The sequence below is a fragment of the Bradyrhizobium sp. I71 genome (assembly GCF_022354745.1).
Classification (GTDB): domain Bacteria; phylum Pseudomonadota; class Alphaproteobacteria; order Rhizobiales; family Xanthobacteraceae; genus Bradyrhizobium; species Bradyrhizobium liaoningense.
Genome location: NZ_CP059398.1, coordinates 5,287,598 through 5,304,080 on the forward strand (window position 1 = coordinate 5,287,598; position 16,483 = coordinate 5,304,080).

Consider the following 16,483-nt stretch of genomic DNA (forward strand, 5'->3'; position numbering starts at 1 on the left):
GACGCACGAACCTTGCGGTCTCCCGCCGCATTCATACCTCGTGGACGCCGGCCGGAGGTTCGCCCGCGGCCGGTCTCGGGAGACGGCCATGAACTATTTTCGTACCGCAATGCTGCTCGCAGGTCTCACCGCCCTGTTCATGGGCGTGGGCTATCTGATCGGCGGCGCCTCGGGCGCCATGATCGCGCTCGTCATTGCCGCCGCGACCAATCTCTTCACCTACTGGAACTCCGACCGCATGGTGCTGTCGATGTACGGCGCCCATGAGGTCGACCGTTCGACCGCGCCGGAGCTGGTCGGCCTCGTCGCCGAGCTTGCCGGGCGCGCCGGCCTGCCGATGCCGCGCGTGTTCGTGATGGACGAGGTGCAGCCCAACGCGTTCGCGACCGGCCGCAACCCGGAGAACGCCGCAGTTGCCGTCACCACCGGCCTGATGAACCAGCTCAGCCGCGAGGAGCTCGCCGGCGTGATCGCGCACGAGCTCGCGCACATCAAGCACCATGACACACTTCTGATGACCATCACGGCGACCATCGCGGGCGCGATCTCCATGCTGGCCCAGTTCGGCATGTTCTTCGGCGGCAATCGCGAGAACAACAATGGTCTGGGCATCGTCGGCTCGATCCTGATGATGATCCTCGCTCCGCTCGGCGCCATGCTGGTGCAGATGGCGATCAGCCGCACACGCGAATACGCCGCCGACAATCTCGGCGCGCGCATCGTCGGACAGCCGATGTGGCTGGCCTCGGCGCTGGTCAAGATCGAGGGCGCCGCGCATCAGGTGCCGAACTACGAGGCCGAGCGGAATCCCGCGACCGCGCACATGTTCATCATCAATCCGCTGTCGGGCCACGGCGTGGACAATCTGTTCGCGACCCACCCCTCGACCCAGAACCGTGTCGCCGCCCTCCAACAGCTCGCCTCCGAGCTCGGCGGGCAGGCGGCGCCGTCGGTCGGGGCCAACGAGAACTACCCGCGGCGCGGTCCCTGGGGCCGCTCCTCGTCACGTGGTTCTTCCCGCGGTCCTTCTCGCGGTCCCTGGGGCTAGCTAACGGAACCGGTGAGGATTTGCGGCTTTGTGATCTGGCGCACATAGGGTCATCCTGGCCGGTGTTAACACCTCGACGTGACCATTCCTTCGAAAGGGGATGCGTGGCCGGCCCGCTTCCGGCCACCGTCGAAGATGACCAGAGCTGCCGTACTCTTGCTGATCGTTCTTTGCGTGCTCGTCGGCCTGTCCACGCACATGGTCGTCAATTGCGGCGACGAGGACGATCCCGACATCTGCTCGGCCGTGATCGGCTTCTCGCCGCTTCGCGGCTCGCTGATCGCTTTCGCCTATGCGGGGCGCGGGCGGATCGCGCTGCGTCACGGCGACTTCAGGCGGGCGATCGCCGATTTCGACGAGGCCATCCATCTCAATCCCAACCGCGGCTCGCTCTATCGCGACCGGGCGACGGCCCGTCGGCTGAACGGCGATCTGGAGCGCGCCATTGCGGATTATGACGAGGCGATCGCGCATGATCCCAAGCTCGCCGCACCCTATCACCAGCGCGGTCTTGCGCTCGCCGCCATGGGCGATCTCGATCGGGCCATCCTGAGCTTCAACACGGCGGTCCGCCTCGACCCCTCCGACGCGCAGGCCCGTCTCGATCGCGGCCTCGCGTTCCTCGCCCACGGTCAGGCCGACGATGCCCGCGCCGATTTCGAGGCCGCGCTGGCGCTGCCCGCCGGCAAGAACGGGGCCGCGCGAGAGGCAGCGCGCGCCAAGCTCGCCGAGCTCGCCAGCGCCGAGCCGACCCAGGTCTCCGCGCCGCAGCGGTAAGTGGGTTATTTCGCCTTCTTGGCCTTCACCTTCTTCGTCTTGGCCTTCTTCTCGGGCTTGTCCTTCGCCTTCTTTTCCACCTTCACCGCAATCGGCGTGCTGGCGGCCAGGCGCATCGATCGCGCGTAGCTGTCGGCGACGTTGTCGGCGGACATCTGGAGGCGCTTGGCGGCGGCGGTGGCCTGCTCCATGGTGGCCTTGGCCATCATCTTGAAGCGCTCGCCGGTCTCCTTGCCCTTGGCCTTGGCCGCAAGGCCGTTGAAGCGATCCCGCCGCTCCTTGGCGCGGGTCATCAGGCCCGTATGCAGCTGTCTGGCCAGTTGCCGGATCACGACATCCAGGTCTGCGTCCGCCATGTTCTCTCATCCTCTTCGAAAAACGGTATCGATGCGGCGGGACTATGCAGATCGGGCCCCGCCTTGGCAATTCCCGCCGGCGCGTCATCCGCAGCTTCCAGCTTGCGAAGCAAAAAAGCCGCGCAATTGCGCGGCTCTTTGGCTGGCTTGCTTGGGGAGACGCGATGTCTGCCTTACTTCAGCGAGGCCACCGGGCCGTTCGACGCCGCGGGCTCGGGGTCGAAGCCGAACACGCCGACCAGGTACTTGTAATAGTCCGGCATCTTCTCCTTGAGCGCCTCGCGCGACTTCGGGTCGTGGAATTCGCTTTTTCCGGCCAGGAAGATGCTGGCGGTCACCGCAAAGAATTCCATGGGATTCTTCATCGCATAGGCTTCCTTGGGCAACATGTCCTTGGATTTGGCCAGCGCGTAATAGGCGATCACGCCCTTGTTGGCGTAGCCGTCCGGCAGCAGCCGCGCGTGATAGGCATGGAGAAGCTCGTGCAGCAGCACGGCCTCCTTTTCGTAGCGCATCATGTCCGGCCGCAGCATGATCACGCCGAGCCCCGAGTCGACCGCGAGGTCGACGGCGTTCGGATTGGTCCAGCGCTGCTTGTCGTGGTCCCACACCGTCAGCGTCCGCGGCACGCGGCGCTCGACATTGGGAGCGACGCGGCCGTAGCAGGCGGTCGCGGCGCCCTCGTCGAGGCAGGCGAGCTCGCTCGCGATGATCGGCACGGTGCGGAAGAAGCGCAGCACGCGCGGCGACAGGCCGGCCGCTTCGACGGCGTCGATCTGCTGCTTCAGATTGTCGGTGAGCTTGTCGACGTCCTTGCGGTCGGAGTTCTCCGACAGGTCGAACATGTAGCCGCGGTAGCCCTGGAAGCCCGGCGGCAACGACGGCGCTGCGTCGGCATCGAGCGACCCCGCATGAGATGGATTGGCGAAGAGCGCGCCGACGATGGTTACGGTCAGCAGCAACGCAATGCGCATGATGAAGCCCCCTGATGTCGTTTCGCCCGGCAGAATGGGCCGCCGTTGTCTGCGAAACGTGAGTGGGGCGAGACTAAGGCGCCGATGTTGAGGCGTGCTTAATCCCTCGTTGCAGATCGCGCAGGCGGATTAGCGCGGAGTTAACCAAGCGTGGATCGGCGGCCTGCATCGGCGTATCATCGGCTCCGGGTCACGGGCCCAAAGTCCAGATAGCCGGAGGAGGATGCCATGTATGCCGCCATCCGTCAGGCCAAGGCGAAGAGCGGAAGCGCGGAAGAGCTGGCGCGCCGCATCAAGGACGGCGCCGTTCCGATCATCAGCGACGTCGATGGTTTCCGCGCCTACTACGTCGTCTATGCCGGCGACGACACGGTCACCGCGATCTCGATCTTCGACAAGTTCGAGCAGGCCGAGGAGGCGAACCGGCGCGCGATCGCCTGGATCGAGAAGAATCTGGGCCCGCTGCTGGCCGGCGACGCGCGCGCCGTGGCGGGGCCGGTGATCGTGCATACGCTGGCGTGAAGTGCGGCAGTCTCGTGCCCCGGACGCAGCGCAGCGCCTCTTCGGCGGTGCGCTGCAGAGCCGGGGCCCATGGTGCGGCGTGCGTGGCTCGCTGGGTCCCGGCTCTGCGCAGCAGCGCAAGAGCGCTGCAGCGCGTCCGGGACACGAGAGCTAAATGCCCTCACAGCTCCCGCGCATTCGAGAACGCAAAGCTCGACACCCTTCTCGTCGTCTCGTCCAGGATCAGCGTGCGCGTGATCGGGGGCTCGGCGCGCTGGGCGCAGTTTTCGCGCTCGCAGAGGCGGCAGTTGACGCCGATCGGCGTGCCTTCGGTTTTCTCCAGGTCGATGCCGGCGGCATAGGTCAGGCGTGCGGCGTGACGGATCTCGCAGCCGAGGCCGATGGCGAAGCGCGGCTGCGGCAGCGGGTGCGGCGCGACGGGGCGGCGCACCATCTGCGCGATCGAGAAATAGCGCGTGCCGTCGGGCAGCTCGATCACCTGCTTGAGCAGGCGGTCCGGCGTGTCGAAGGTCGAGTGCACGTTCCACAGCGGGCAGGTACCGCCGAATTTCGAGAACGGGAAGGTGCCGGAGGAGAAGCGCTTCGAGACGTTGCCGGCATTGTCGACGCGGAGCAGGAAGAACGGAATGCCGCGCGCGTTCGGCCTCTGCAGGGTGGTGAGGCGGTGGCAGACCTGCTCGAAGCCGGAATTGAAGCGCTGCGCCAGCACGTGGATATCGTAGTTGAGCGCTTCGGCTGCGGCAAGGAAGGCCGGGTACGGCATCATCACCGCCGCTGCGAAGTAATTGGCGAGGGTGATGCGGAACAGGCGGCGCGGCGCGTCGTCCAGCGGGCCGGCGCGGCCGACGATGGTCTCCAGGGCTTGCGCGCATTCGCCGAGGCCGAGCTGAAAGGCGAGCTGGAACGCGCGGCCGGGCGGGTCGACCAGCTCCGAGATCAGGAGCTGGCGGCGATGCCGGTCGAAGCGCCGCAGCGTCTCGCGCATGACGTCGACCGGCATGATGCGGGTCTGGATCGAATGCTTTTCACGCAGGCGCGCGGCGAGCGCCGCATACAGCCCTTCGGCCGGCACGTTCAGCTCATCGCGCAGAGTCTCTGCGGCCTGCTCGAGCTCCGGGAAATAGTTGCGGTTGGCCTCGATCAGCTCGCGCACGCGCTCGACCGGATTGGCCTCATAGCGCGTGCCGACGTCGCGGTCGGCCATTTGCGCGGCGGCCAGCGTCTCGCCTTGGCGCGCCTCGGTATAGGCGGCGTAGAGCCGCTGCAGCGCGTGGGTGACGCCGGGACAGAGCTCGGCGAGGTCGCGTAGCTCCTGCTTGGGCAGGTCGATCTGGCGGAACAAGGGATCGGAGAAGATCTCGTTGAGCTCGGCGAAGAAGCGGTCCTCGTCGGCGGTGGCGAGGTCGCGCAGGTCGAGGTCATAGGTCTCGGCAAGGCGCAGCAGGATTTGCGCGGTCACCGGGCGCTGGTTGCGCTCGATCAGGTTGACATAGCTCGGCGAGATCCCGAGGCCCTCGGCGATCTGGGTCTGCGACAGCCCCAATTGCTGCCGGATCCTCCGGAAACGCGGGCCGACGAAGAGTTTCTTGCCGGAAACGGCGGGCATGTCTCAGATCTCCGGACTCATCAAGGTCAGGTCTTCTGACCTATTGATTTACAAAATTTACAAAATAACATCTATTACATGTTCTGATGTTACATGACATCACCAATCGGAAACAAGCCCTCTATCCGAATTTTCCGTTTTCGCGTTTAGCTCCTGACACGCATCTCGCAATGCACTGTCAAGAATGTCGATGGCCAGCCATCGCCATCGTCAGCGAAAGGATCAGGTCCATGAACTACCAGCCCCGCGGCATCAGCCCCCTCCTGCGTCCGGCCTCCTATCAGAGCGAGGTCGAGGCAGCCCAGGCGCTCCTTGAGACCCAGCCGACATGGAACGGGGTGACGGCCGAGGCCGTCGCGCGCATGCGCCTGCAGAACCGTTTCAAGACCGGTCTCGACGTCGCCCGCTACACCGCGGCCTTGATGCGCGCGGACATGGCCGCCTATGACGGCGACCCCACCAAGTACACCCAGTCGCTCGGCTGCTGGCACGGCTTCATCGCCCAGCAGAAGCTGATCTCGGTCAAGAAGCACTTCGGCAAGACCGATCGCACCTACCTCTATCTCTCGGGCTGGATGATCGCCGCGCTGCGCTCCGAGTTCGGTCCGCTGCCCGACCAGTCGATGCACGAGAAGACCTCGGTGCCGGCGCTGATCGAAGAGCTCTACACCTTCCTGCGCCAGGCGGATTCGCGCGAGCTGAACGACATCTTCCGCGCCCTCGACAAGGCGCGCAAGGAAGGCGACAAGACCCGTGAGAAGGAGCTGATCGAGAAGATCGACAACTTCCAGACTCATGTCGTGCCCGTCATCGCAGACATCGACGCCGGCTTCGGCAATGCCGAGGCGACCTATCTGCTCGCCAGGAAGATGATCGAGGCGGGCGCCTGTGCGCTGCAGATCGAGAACCAGGTCTCGGACGAGAAGCAGTGCGGCCACCAGGACGGCAAGGTCACCGTGCCGCATGAGGTCTTCCTGGCGAAGATCCGTGCCTGCCGCCACGCCTTCCTCGAGCTCGGCGTCGAAGACGGCGTCATCGTGACCCGCACCGACTCGCTCGGTGCCGGCCTGACGCAGCAGATCGCCGTCAGCCACAAGCCCGGCGACATCGGCGACCAGTACAACAGCTTCCTGGATTGCGAGGAAGTCACGGCGGAGAACGCCAGGAACGGCGACGTCATCATCAACCGCAACGGCAAGATGATGCGTCCGAAGCGGCTGCCCTCCAACCTCTACCAGTTCCGTCCGGGCACCGGCGAAGACCGCTGCGTGCTGGACTGCATCACCTCGCTGCAGAACGGCGCCGACCTGCTCTGGATCGAGACGGAGAAGCCGCATATCGAGCAGATCGCGAAGATGGTCGACCGCATCCGCAAGGTGGTTCCGAACGCGAAGCTGGCCTACAACAACTCGCCCTCGTTCAACTGGACCCTCAACTTCCGTTGGCAGGTCTTCGATGCCTGGAAGGAGGCCGGCAAGGACGTCAGCAAGTACAACCGTGCCGAGCTGATGAAGGCGGAGTACGACGACACGCCGCTGGCCAAGGAAGCCGACGAGCGCATCCGCACCTTCCAGGCGGATTCGGCCAAGCGCGCCGGCATCTTCCACCACCTGATCACGTTGCCGACCTATCACACGGCAGCGCTCTCGACCGACAATCTGGCCAGGGAGTATTTCGGCGAGCAGGGCATGCTCGGCTACGTCAAGAACGTCCAGCGCGCCGAGATCCGTCAGGGCATCGCCTGCGTGAAGCATCAGAACATGGCCGGCTCCGACATCGGCGACGACCACAAGGAGTACTTCGCCGGCGAGGCAGCCCTGAAGGCGGGTGGCGCCCACAACACGATGAACCAGTTCGGCTAACGAACCACGCTACTCTCGATAGGAGACTGACAATGACCAAAGGCAGCAATTTCTGGGTGATCGGCGGCGAGTTCGGTTCGATGAACTTCCACAAGCTCGTGGAAGGCTCGGCCCAGGTCAAAGGTCCGTTCAAGTCCCGCAAGGAGGCTGAGGACTGCTGGCGCGAGGTGTCGGAAGAGAGCCGCCACAAGGCCGGCGTCCGCTTCTCGATCGTGGAAGAGCCGCAGCGCGCTCCGGCCGCCTGATCAGCTGCCGACCTGAACCAAGAAGACGTCCAAGGACGGATGGTCCCATCCAGGCTCTGCCTGGGTGGGATCGTCTGCTTTTGGTACAGGTGAAACGGCTGTGGGCGCTGTAAGTATCTGGAATTGTGGGCCTTTGCGGAGGGGATGGTTGCTGATAGGTTAATGCAGGAAAGTCGAGGACGAGGCCGACCATGTCAGAGCCCGAGACCAGCGGGATCCATCCCGGCCAGCCGCGCCCGGTGCGGCTGCGCGATGCACTGCTGCGCGCACGGATCGAGGCCGCCGACCGGACCGGCGTCGTCGTCGATCTCAGGGACGCCGAGGTGGCGCGGCTCGAGATCCTCAATGACGCGCTCGATCCCCTGTTCGCGCAGGTGCCTGATCAGATCGACCTGTTCGACCGCGGCATCAGCCAGGGCGATACGCCGAGACTCTGGATCGACGTCGTCGCCCACATCGTGATGGGGCGCGACAAGCGGATGTACCGCTTCGTCCAGGACACCCGTTTCGGCCGCATCGTCCTCGCCGAATCGCACGACACCGCTGTGATCGTCGAGGCCGTCACCGACTATGTCGCGCGCCGCATGGTCGAGCGCGAGCGTGCGATGGTGGTCCCGCCCGAACCGCAAGCACCTGCCACCGCGCCGCCACGCCGCTCGCGGCTCTGGCCGTTCGTGTTCGGGTTCGTGCTCGGCGCCGCGGCGTTGTTCGGGGTCGCGGTGCTGGCCGCCCTGCGGAGCTGGTGAATTTTTCTCTTTCGTCATTCCGGGGCATGCGAAGCATGAACCCGGAATCTCGAGATTCTCAGGTGCGCAAGGGCGCACCGGAGTTCGGCTCTTCGAGCCGCCCCGGAATGACGGTGAACTAAATCAACCTCGCATGCTTGATCTGCCCGATCTGAAATCCAGCCCCCAGGCTCCGCACCGTCTGCTCGCAGCGCCAGCCGGCATTGTCCTTCTCGATCGTCAGCAGATTATACGCCGCCGCCGGGTAGCGTCCGTGCGCGAGTGCGGAGGCCGAGGGAACGCCGAGCGCGGGAATGTTTCCGTTGGGACCTTCGACCCATATCGTCGAATGAACGTGGTCGTGCCCGTGCAGGATCAGCTCGACGCCATGGCGCTTGAGCAGCGCCAGCAGGGCGGGCGCGTCCGTCATCCGCTTCTGGCGGGCATCGGATTTCAGCGGATGATGCACCAGCAGCACGCGGAAGACGTCCTCCGCCGCGAGCCGTTCGAGCACCTGTTCGAGCGAGGCGAGCTGATCGGGCCCGAGCGTGCCCGTCGCCATCAGCGGCAGGGTCGGTACCGCCGTGGACAGGCTGATCAGCGCAAGCGGTCCGCGCCGGCGCACGGACGGAAAGCCGATGCGGCCGTCGTCGCCGGCAAGATAGGGCGCAAACGTCTCGCCGAAACGATGAAAGGTGGCACGGACATAGGCGTCGTGGTTGCCGGGAATCGCGGTCACGCGCTCAGGCGGGCCGACGCTCTCGAGCCAGGCGAGGGCCGGCGCGAATTCCGCCTCCAGCGCGAGGTTGACGAGATCGCCCGTCACCGCGACGTGGTCGGGCGCCTGCGCCCTCATATCGGCGACGAGTGCGTCGAGAACCTCGCGGCGCTGGTATTTGTGGCGGTTGCGCGTCCAGTTGACATAGCCGAGCGCGCGCTTGCCCGCGAGCTCGATCAGCCGCGGCTTCGGCAAAGGCGGCAGATGCGGGTCGGACAGATGGGCGAGCGTGAAGGGAGCCAGCGTGTTGGGAGTCATGACGCGCGATTGCCTCGCTATTGCTCTACCGTAATGGCAAGGTCGCGCCCGGCGCGCAAGCAGGGCCTGAAACGGGGCGGCAGGGAAGTCTGATGGGAGAAAGTCTGAACCGCGTCCGACGGAAAGCCGAGCCGCTGCTGCGGCGGCTCTTCCACGCCTACTTCCTGCTCGTCCGCGGCATGACGCTCGGCGTCCGCGCCGTGGTGCTGGATGCCGAGGATCGGGTCTTCCTCGTCAGGCACAGCTACGTCAGCGGCTGGTATCTGCCTGGCGGCGGCGTCGACCACGGCGAGACCATGGAGCAGGCGATGCGGCGCGAGCTCAAGGAGGAGGGCGAAATCGATCTCACCGGAGAGGCCATGCTGCACGGCGTCTTCCTCAACAGCCACGTCTCCCGCCGCGACCACGTCGCTGTCTACGTCGTCAGGCAATTCAGGCAGGACCGCCTGCCCGCGCCCAACCGCGAGATCGTCGAATGCGGGTTCTTCGCGATCACCGCGCTGCCCGAGGGCACCACGCCCGGCACGCGGCTGCGGATCGCGGAAGTGCTCGACGACCGGCCCTTGATTGCGACGTGGCGCTGAGGGCGGCCTGTGCTAGTAACCGGCTCGACCGCCGCCACGGAAAACCGGATGAAGATTGCCAAACCCGCTTTCGGTCTGATCTGTCATGCGATCCTCGCGGGCAACATCGGAATCCTGCTGGCGCTGGTCTCGATCATCCTCGCGATCCCGATCGTGATGACCTTCATCGAAACCGGCCTTGTGCCGCGCCTGCCCACCGCCGTGCTGTCGATGGGCCTGATGATCATGGTCCTGCTGTCGGTCTCGTCCGGGCTCGTGCTCGACACGGTCACGCGAGGGCGGCGAGAGATGAAGATGCTGGCCTACCTGTCCCAGCCTGCGTTGAAACGGGACTGAGGTGGGTGCCACGCCCGTAGACCTCCGCATTCGCAGATGCTACTCCGCCGGATGACATGACCGACCTCTCACTGACCATCCTTCCCGAAGCCGCCGGCGACGCTCAGGCGATCGAGCGGCTGCACGAACGTACCTTCGGTCCCGGCCGCTTCGTGCTGAGCGCCTACCGGATTCGCGAGCACGTCGACCATCTGCTCGAACTGTCCTTCACCGCCCGCATCGGCACGCTGCTGGTCGGCTCGGTCAGGCAGTTGCCGATCCTGATCGGCGACACGCCCGCGCTGCTGCTCGGTCCGCTCACCGTCGAGCCGCCGTTCCGCGGCCGCGGCGTCGGCCGTGCGTTGATGGAGCGCGCGCTGAAGGATGCGAAAGCGAAAGGCCACCGGCTCGTGCTGCTGGTCGGCGACGAACCCTATTACAGCCGCGTCGGTTTCAAGCCGGTCCCCAAGGGCCGCGTCACCATGCCGGGCCCTGTCGATGCCGCCCGCATCCTGGTGTTCGAGCTCGTCGACGGCGCCTTCGAGGGCGTGTCGGGCCCGGTCGGCCCCGACTGGAGCAAGGCGCGGGGGTAGCTGCAGCCGCAGCTCCACGCCCGGATGGAGCGTCCGCCGTAGCTCGAAGGGCGAAGGCGGAAAGCGCAATCCAGGGCCAGGCGGACAAGTCCCGGCTCTCGCTCCGCTCGATCCTGGCTACGAGGCTTCGCCAGGGGATCTGACGACACCTATCGTCGCGAGAAGTGCGGCAAGCTCAGCCTGACCTCTCGTGTCGGTTTTGGCAAAGACTCGCCTGAGATGCGTTTTGACCGTATTGGCGGACAGTCCCAGCATGACGGCTGCTTCGGATGTCGTCCCGCCGCAGGACGCTGCAACTGCCACGCGCGCTTCCGCCCTGGTCAAGCCATATGCGTCGGTCAATTGCTGCGAACTCGCCGTTCCTCTTCGAGAGGGATCGATCACGAAGGCGGCGCAGGCCGCGTTGCGGATGAAGGCCCCACCGAGCATCCCGACTTCTTCGCTGCGCAGTCCCACGACGACAATAGTCAGAAGCCGCGTCCCCTCCACCGCGGGAACACTCATCGTTCCGCCGGCTCCGCCGGCCAATGTCGACCGGACAAGGTTTGCGAGGCGTCTCGAATGCGGGGCTGACCAGGTTGCCATCGAAGGCCTGAGCTTGAGCGTCCCTTCCGCTTCCAGCGAACAGGACGTCTGGTTCGCAAAGACGACATGTGCCCTGGGACCCATGACGACGACGCCGTCCGCCAGTTGATCGATCACGTCGAACGCGGCTCTCCTCAATGCGTGATACCCGGTCAGACGAAATCCCAATGTGACGGATCTCCGCAGATGGGGAGCCAGCATTTCGATGTGCTTACGGCCGGCTGCGTCGAATTCGCCGCGGCGCCTGCTGCGGCAGATGTTGAAGGCCACACGGAAGTCGTCCTTCGCTGCCAGCGCAATCATCGCGTTGTGTCCGATGCCTTGCGGCCTGAGGACCTCGTCGTAGAAGACCGATTTCTCGAGCTCGCGCAGCGGCACCACTTCGTCCGACAGGACCACTTGCCCGATCGGCTTGTCCTCCATAGCCTCAGACCAGGCATTCTGCATATGGCGTTCCTGGTAGACTTGACTGCATTGCTGGTTCAAGCGGCCGTTGAAATCGAAGTAGACCTGCTCGGCCGTGACCGATTGTCCGAACAATACCCCGCCTTCGCTTCCTGTGAGGTCGGCGATAGCGGTGAGAACGGCAGGCCAGAGGTCTTGTTGGCCGGCGGCCTCGTATATCAAATCGAGGATGCGTTCCATTATTGCGATCCGGGATGCGCCAGACGAGCCCTTCTACTTCTTCAGAGACGGGAGAGGCTCGCTCGTGCCTGCAATTTGAACATCATGACTGCTCGTCAGCGCCAGCATCAGCATGACGACCAGCAGCGATCCATAGAAGCTGACGACCGCAAGCCGCCATTTGCGCACCACGGGGCGGTCTGACTGGGGGAGATCCTGCGGGGATTTCTGCATGGGATGCTCCGAACCTTCAGAGGGGCCTGACAAAACCGATCCCGGCAGCCATCAGCAGCAGGCCCACGATGCGGTTGAACGTGGCGGTATCGACGCGGTTGAAGATCATCAGCCCGACATAGGCGCCGAGCACGGCGGGGGCTGCATAGAAGAGGAGGCCGAGCGGCATCACCTCTGACGGCCGCAAGACCATCAGCAAGGACAGCGACAGCAGCTGGTTGACCAGGATGAAGGGCTGGATGATTGCGCGGGCGCGGTGCTTGTCGAAACCTTGGACATGGCACCACATCGAAACGAAAGCGGCAGGAAATGCTGCAAGGCCTCCGGTAATGCCGCCCAGCGCGCCAACCGTGATGCGTCCCCACAAGGGATTTTTCCCGGACCGCAGAGTCGGCTTCAGTGCCGTGAAGGCGCCATAGGTGATCAACAAAGCTCCCAACATCGGCAGCAAGGTGGACGCCGAAGTGTTGCAGAGGAGATGAAGGCCGATGGGCAACGTCAAGATGCTGCCGAAGAGGTAGGGAGCGCACCGGCGCATCTCGATCGATTCACGAAGGCGCCAGACGCAGTAGACTTGTTGGGCGATCGAAGCCACCAGGAGAATCCGGACGATCGTGATCGGCTCGCTCAAGCTATGGAAGAGGAAGGCGCCGGCGATCGGCGAGAATGCGAAGCCTGCGATACTCGAAACCAGCGCGGACAGCAGCACGACCCAGCAAGCTGCTTTCGTCGCACTCGACGAGATGGCAAGCGCGACGGCGAAGATTCCCAGACAGGCCGTGGGAATTGCTGGAAATGATCTGACGACGGAGAAAGCGGAAGCTGCCTTTGGATCGACAGGCGGCATGAAAACCTCCGACAGCAAGACTTTGGTGGCAATCGCGGGTATCGATCTCCGATGACCCTACCCGCGCGGCAGAACAATGCGTGTGAACCAATTCACGAGGTCGAGCCGAATATCGGGCTCGGTGCTTGTGATGCTAACGACTGCGAAGCAACGCAGCGTCACCCGACCGGGTGACAAATGGTGGAACACCGGCAATCAAACACGCGCGGTGAATGTCGCGTCACGTTGCTCGAAAATTGTGCGCTTCGGTCGCAAATCTGAAACGTTTAATAGAATTGTGTTTCATCGATATGCAACCAGAACGATAGTCTCCCTTTCCGTCATAGTTTCGCTGCTTAGTTTGGCAAAGCAGAACCCATGTTCGCGCCGACGATGTCTGCGCCACGTTGTTGGCGCCGCAATGTCGAGGATGGAATGCGTCCTTCTCTGGTCAGACTGCTGGCGGCAACGATCGGCTTGGCCGTTGGCATTGCGTTGATTGCAGGAAAGCCGCCGGCCGACGGCCATCACAAGGGCCTTCGCCACGCGCACTTCGTTGCCAACTAGAGCATGATCGAGGTTCTGTATTCCGCTCACGCGGGAGGGATAGCCCCTCCCGCACAATTCATGGCCTGATCAGCGCTAGAACTTGAAGTTCGCGAACGCCCGCACGCCGATGCCCGGCAGCAGCACCTCGTCCTTGGTGTAGGACACCGAGTTGCGGATGTTCTCGTTGAGCAGGTTGTTGCCGAGGAGGCCGACCAGCATCTCGCGCGCGCCGAACGGATTCGGCTTGAGCTTGGTCTTGTAGCTGACCTCGGCCTTCAACAGATTGTAGCCCGCCGTCGGCGTTTCCGCGATCTCGGCCACGTTGTTCTGCGCGAAGGCATGCAACAGGTTGATCCGCATCAGCCAGTTGTCGTCGCGCCAGAACACACCGCCGCCCATGCGCATGGGCGGAATCCGCGGCACGTTGGTGCCGTCGCTGAAGGTGGCGCGGACGAAGTCGAACTGGTTCTCGATGCCCCAGATGCCGCCCTGGAAGGCGCCGACGTCGAGCTGCGACTGGAATTCGCCGCCGCGGAAGTTCGCGTTCCGCTGCGAGTAGACCGCCTGGTTCAGTTCGCCGTCGGGCGCACCGCAGGAGGCGAAGTCGTCGTCGCACATGACCCCGGTGAGGCGGCGATAGATGAAATTATCGAAATGCGTGTAGTAGACGGTCGCCTCGAAGCGGAACGGCCCCGTCGCCCTGCGCACCCCGAGCTCGACCGATTTCGCGGTCTCGATGGTGAGGTTCGGGTTGCCGATGTCGAACGTCGCCGTCGCGTCATGACCGCCGCGGGAAAACAGCTCGGCCGCCTTCGGCGCGCGCTCGACATATTGCGCGGTGATGCTGCCGACCATGTCGCCCGGCAGGTCCTGCAACAGGCCGATGCTGCCGCTCTTCGGCGTGAAGGACGGATTGCGCGCGATCGGCGCCTGCGGCGTGCCGTCGGGCAGGTAGTCCGCCGGGAAGTTCGGCGTCGTGCCGTGCAGCTCGACGTGCTCGATGCGCCCGGCGATCTGCGCTCGCGTGGCCTCCGTGAACTTGAACTCGTTGAAGGCGTAGCCGGCAACGCGCGTGCTGTTGTTCGGGTCCCACAGGCCGTTGAACAGCGTGCCGGGATTGTCCGGGCTCGGCGCGCTCAGTTCCTGATGGCCGACCTGGAAGCCCAGCGCCGTCGTTACCTCGGCGAAGCGCGCGTTGAACGGCATCAGCTGCACCTCGGTGCGGATCTCCTGCTCCTTGTTGGTGAAGGTCTGCCTGATGCCGTCGGTGTTGAGGTCGGCGGGATCGGCAAGACCGATCTCGTTGTGCCGGTAGTCGGTCGCGCCGGCCCAGAAGCGGATCGCGTCGATCGCGGCCGCGTCGGGGTGGTACTCGCCCTTGACGTTGATCTTGGTCTGGTGCGCGTCGATCCGAGTGTTGTGGTCGGCGCCGTCGATGCCGGGGATATGGTAGAGCGAGTCGTTCTGCGTGATCGACGCGCCGATATAGCCGCCCTGGAAGAAGTAGGAGCCGCCGATCGAGGCGCCGTCCGAGCGCGTCGCCGAGTTGGGCTGGCGGCCGTTCACGGGACGCGACTGGTCGGTCAGATAGGGATAGCTCGGGATGTAATAGTCCGAGGTGGTGCGGCCATAGGCGTCGGCATGGAACGCAAAATTGCCTCCGCCGGTATCGAGCAGCACGCCGCTCTCGACGCCGCGATCGACCGAGCTGAACGCGGTGCGCGTCTCGGCGGTGACGCAAGGCGCGGTCGCGGCGCTCGCGAGCGGGGCCTTGGTCGGCAGGCCGTAGCTCTGGAACGATGGCGCGCAGGAGGGCAGCGCATCCGGAATCCGGTTGTTGGTGGCGCTGACCACGCCGCCGATCGAGGTCGAGCCGTAACGCAGTGCCGCCGGCCCGCGCACCACTTCGACCTGGTTGGTCGCGAGCGGATCGATCGGGACGAAATGATCCTCGCCGAGGTCGGAGGCGCCGCCGGCATTGGTGCCGTTCTCGACGATGCCGACGCGGTTGACGTCGAGACCCCTGATGATGGGCCGGCTGGATGCGCCGGGCGCGAAGCTCGATCCGGTGATGCCGGGCTTGGAGAACAGGAGATCGCCGAGCTGGCCGCCGCCCTCGCGGCGGATCTCCTCGTTCGGCACCACGGTGACGGTGGCAAACTGGTTGGTCACGATTGGCAGCACGCCCGGCTGAGGCGCGGCGGGCGCGGGAGCCGCAGGCGTTGCTTCAGCCGTTTGCTCGCGGCTGCGCACCCGCGCGGTCCGCGTGCCGCGGCCTGCGTTGCGGGACGGCACCACCGCTCTGCGCACGATCGGGCTCGGCGCCGTCACGGTGACGGCGGGGATTTCCGTCGATGATCTGTCTTGGGCCGGCTCTTGAGCGAAGGCGGGCGTGGCGGCAGCGCCGAGCAGGAGCAGGCTTGCTCCGCCAAGACGTTGCGCGCGTCGCGATTTGAATGACATGGTCCTGATTCCAGTCAGGCGCCGTCCGGATGATGGTTTGCTGATCGGAGGCGGCCTGCCGTCGCGGCGCGACGGAATTCGACTTCAACTTCTCCCAGGCATTCGCCTGAAAGCGGCGAGGCTGGGCGTGATCAAGCGTTGGAAGTCAGGACGCGGGAGGGGCGCGGGGCTGGAATGCCGTGCCGGCCGATTTCAGATGAACGAATTCGGCATCGAGGGTGCGGTGGAGCAGCTCGATCGCCTGCGGCAGCAGCAGCACGGGCGGCGTGGCCGAGACGACGGTGCCTGCCATCGCAATGATGGCGCAGATCGCACAATTGTCTTCGCCCTGATGCTCGCGGTCGGGGCTGGCCGGCGATTGCTTCTGGACCGCGGCGCGGTCGATCGCGGCAACGCCCTTGAAGCCGTCGGTCTGCTGCAGCGAGGATTGGGCGAGGGGCGCGGCCTGTGCGAACCAGTGGCTGTGGCCGAATGTCAGCGCGAACTGCACCAGCATCGCGAACAACGCGAGCCGGGCGCCGTGCCTGATATTCGACCGGAACCACTTCATCTGGAAACG

General features: G+C 64.9%; 19 protein-coding genes and 1 pseudogene. 11 read left to right on the top strand and 9 right to left on the bottom strand.

Features of this window, described 5'->3' with window-relative positions; genetic code table 11:
* Nucleotides 1-88 precede the first annotated feature (88 nt).
* The gene (gene htpX, locus FJV43_RS25465; RefSeq protein ID WP_239621817.1) at nt 89-1,048 is read left to right on the top strand and encodes a zinc metalloprotease HtpX; all 960 of its coding nucleotides are present in this window, start codon (nt 89-91) and stop codon (nt 1,046-1,048) included.
* 135 nt (nt 1,049-1,183) lie between these two features.
* Nucleotides 1,184-1,825: a tetratricopeptide repeat protein gene (locus tag FJV43_RS25470; RefSeq protein WP_239621818.1), complete on the top strand. Its 642-nt coding sequence runs from the start codon at nt 1,184-1,186 to the stop codon at nt 1,823-1,825.
* A gap of 5 nt (nt 1,826-1,830) precedes the next feature.
* On the opposite strand, the gene FJV43_RS25475 is transcribed toward FJV43_RS25470, so the two are convergent.
* Entirely contained in the window at nt 1,831-2,181 is a 351-nt protein-coding gene (locus FJV43_RS25475; RefSeq protein ID WP_239621819.1) for a hypothetical protein, read from the bottom strand.
* A gap of 173 nt (nt 2,182-2,354) precedes the next feature.
* On the bottom strand, nt 2,355-3,155 hold the full coding sequence (locus tag FJV43_RS25480; protein WP_239621820.1) for a hypothetical protein: 801 nt from the start codon (nt 3,153-3,155) through the stop codon (nt 2,355-2,357).
* A 228-nt stretch (nt 3,156-3,383) separates the two neighbouring features.
* On the opposite strand from FJV43_RS25480, the gene FJV43_RS25485 reads away from it, so the two are divergent.
* Nucleotides 3,384-3,677 carry an antibiotic biosynthesis monooxygenase gene (locus FJV43_RS25485; protein ID WP_035676462.1) on the top strand — a complete coding sequence of 98 codons (294 nt, stop codon included), beginning with the start codon at nt 3,384-3,386 and terminating at the stop codon, nt 3,675-3,677.
* Between the two features lie 160 nt (nt 3,678-3,837).
* On the opposite strand, the gene FJV43_RS25490 is transcribed toward FJV43_RS25485, so the two are convergent.
* A complete protein-coding gene (locus FJV43_RS25490; RefSeq protein ID WP_239621821.1) occupies nt 3,838-5,283 on the bottom strand; it encodes an XRE family transcriptional regulator in 1,446 nt (481 codons plus the stop codon).
* Between the two features lie 230 nt (nt 5,284-5,513).
* Here FJV43_RS25490 and FJV43_RS25495 point away from each other — a divergent pair, with 230 nt between their 5' ends.
* The 3 genes from FJV43_RS25495 to FJV43_RS25505 all read left to right on the top strand — a co-directional run bounded on the left by FJV43_RS25495 (nt 5,514) and on the right by FJV43_RS25505 (nt 8,136).
* Nucleotides 5,514-7,145, top strand: coding sequence for an isocitrate lyase (locus tag FJV43_RS25495; RefSeq protein WP_239621822.1), 1,632 nt, complete (start codon nt 5,514-5,516; stop codon nt 7,143-7,145).
* Nucleotides 7,146-7,177: 32 nt separating this feature from the next.
* Nucleotides 7,178-7,390, top strand: a complete 213-nt coding sequence (locus tag FJV43_RS25500) for a hypothetical protein (protein WP_027575539.1) — start codon at nt 7,178-7,180, stop codon at nt 7,388-7,390.
* Nucleotides 7,391-7,581: 191 nt separating this feature from the next.
* The gene (locus FJV43_RS25505; protein WP_239621823.1) at nt 7,582-8,136 is read left to right on the top strand and encodes a hypothetical protein; all 555 of its coding nucleotides are present in this window, start codon (nt 7,582-7,584) and stop codon (nt 8,134-8,136) included.
* Nucleotides 8,137-8,254: 118 nt separating this feature from the next.
* Here the strand turns inward: FJV43_RS25505 and FJV43_RS25510 are convergent, their stop codons facing one another.
* Complete coding sequence (locus FJV43_RS25510) at nt 8,255-9,136, bottom strand: metallophosphoesterase (protein WP_239629600.1); 882 nt, start codon at nt 9,134-9,136, stop codon at nt 8,255-8,257.
* Nucleotides 9,137-9,243: 107 nt separating this feature from the next.
* Between FJV43_RS25510 and FJV43_RS25515 the strand changes: the two genes are divergently transcribed.
* From FJV43_RS25515 to FJV43_RS25525, 3 genes and pseudogenes are all read left to right on the top strand, one after another.
* A complete protein-coding gene (locus FJV43_RS25515; RefSeq protein WP_239621824.1) occupies nt 9,244-9,735 on the top strand; it encodes an NUDIX domain-containing protein in 492 nt (163 codons plus the stop codon).
* A gap of 105 nt (nt 9,736-9,840) precedes the next feature.
* Nucleotides 9,841-10,071: pseudogene (locus FJV43_RS25520) on the top strand (glycosyl transferase); the annotation flags it as partial.
* Between the two features lie 56 nt (nt 10,072-10,127).
* Nucleotides 10,128-10,643, top strand: coding sequence for an N-acetyltransferase (locus FJV43_RS25525; RefSeq protein ID WP_028180219.1), 516 nt, complete (start codon nt 10,128-10,130; stop codon nt 10,641-10,643).
* Nucleotides 10,644-10,760: 117 nt separating this feature from the next.
* Here FJV43_RS25525 and FJV43_RS25530 read toward each other — a convergent pair whose 3' ends face one another.
* The 3 genes from FJV43_RS25530 to FJV43_RS25540 are packed head-to-tail and all read right to left on the bottom strand — an operon-like array spanning nt 10,761 to nt 12,795.
* Nucleotides 10,761-11,873 (bottom strand): LuxR C-terminal-related transcriptional regulator, encoded by a 1,113-nt coding sequence (locus FJV43_RS25530; protein ID WP_239621825.1) that lies wholly within the window; start codon nt 11,871-11,873, stop codon nt 10,761-10,763.
* A 33-nt stretch (nt 11,874-11,906) separates the two neighbouring features.
* Entirely contained in the window at nt 11,907-12,086 is a 180-nt protein-coding gene (locus FJV43_RS25535) for a hypothetical protein (protein ID WP_239621826.1), read from the bottom strand.
* A gap of 16 nt (nt 12,087-12,102) precedes the next feature.
* Nucleotides 12,103-12,795, bottom strand: coding sequence for a sulfite exporter TauE/SafE family protein (locus FJV43_RS25540; protein ID WP_239621827.1), 693 nt, complete (start codon nt 12,793-12,795; stop codon nt 12,103-12,105).
* On the opposite strand from FJV43_RS25540, the gene FJV43_RS25545 reads away from it, so the two are divergent.
* Nucleotides 12,701-12,988, top strand: a complete 288-nt coding sequence (locus tag FJV43_RS25545; RefSeq protein ID WP_239629841.1) for a hypothetical protein — start codon at nt 12,701-12,703, stop codon at nt 12,986-12,988. The genes FJV43_RS25540 and FJV43_RS25545 overlap by 95 nt on opposite strands.
* 302 nt (nt 12,989-13,290) lie before the next feature.
* Nucleotides 13,291-13,479, top strand: coding sequence for a hypothetical protein (locus FJV43_RS25550; protein ID WP_239621828.1), 189 nt, complete (start codon nt 13,291-13,293; stop codon nt 13,477-13,479).
* A gap of 75 nt (nt 13,480-13,554) precedes the next feature.
* Here the strand turns inward: FJV43_RS25550 and FJV43_RS25555 are convergent, their stop codons facing one another.
* Both FJV43_RS25555 and FJV43_RS25560 read right to left on the bottom strand, forming a co-directional pair.
* Complete coding sequence (locus tag FJV43_RS25555) at nt 13,555-15,924, bottom strand: TonB-dependent receptor (RefSeq protein ID WP_239621829.1); 2,370 nt, start codon at nt 15,922-15,924, stop codon at nt 13,555-13,557.
* A 145-nt stretch (nt 15,925-16,069) separates the two neighbouring features.
* Nucleotides 16,070-16,474: a DUF2946 family protein gene (locus FJV43_RS25560; protein ID WP_239621830.1), complete on the bottom strand. Its 405-nt coding sequence runs from the start codon at nt 16,472-16,474 to the stop codon at nt 16,070-16,072.
* Nucleotides 16,475-16,483: the final 9 nt, after the last annotated feature.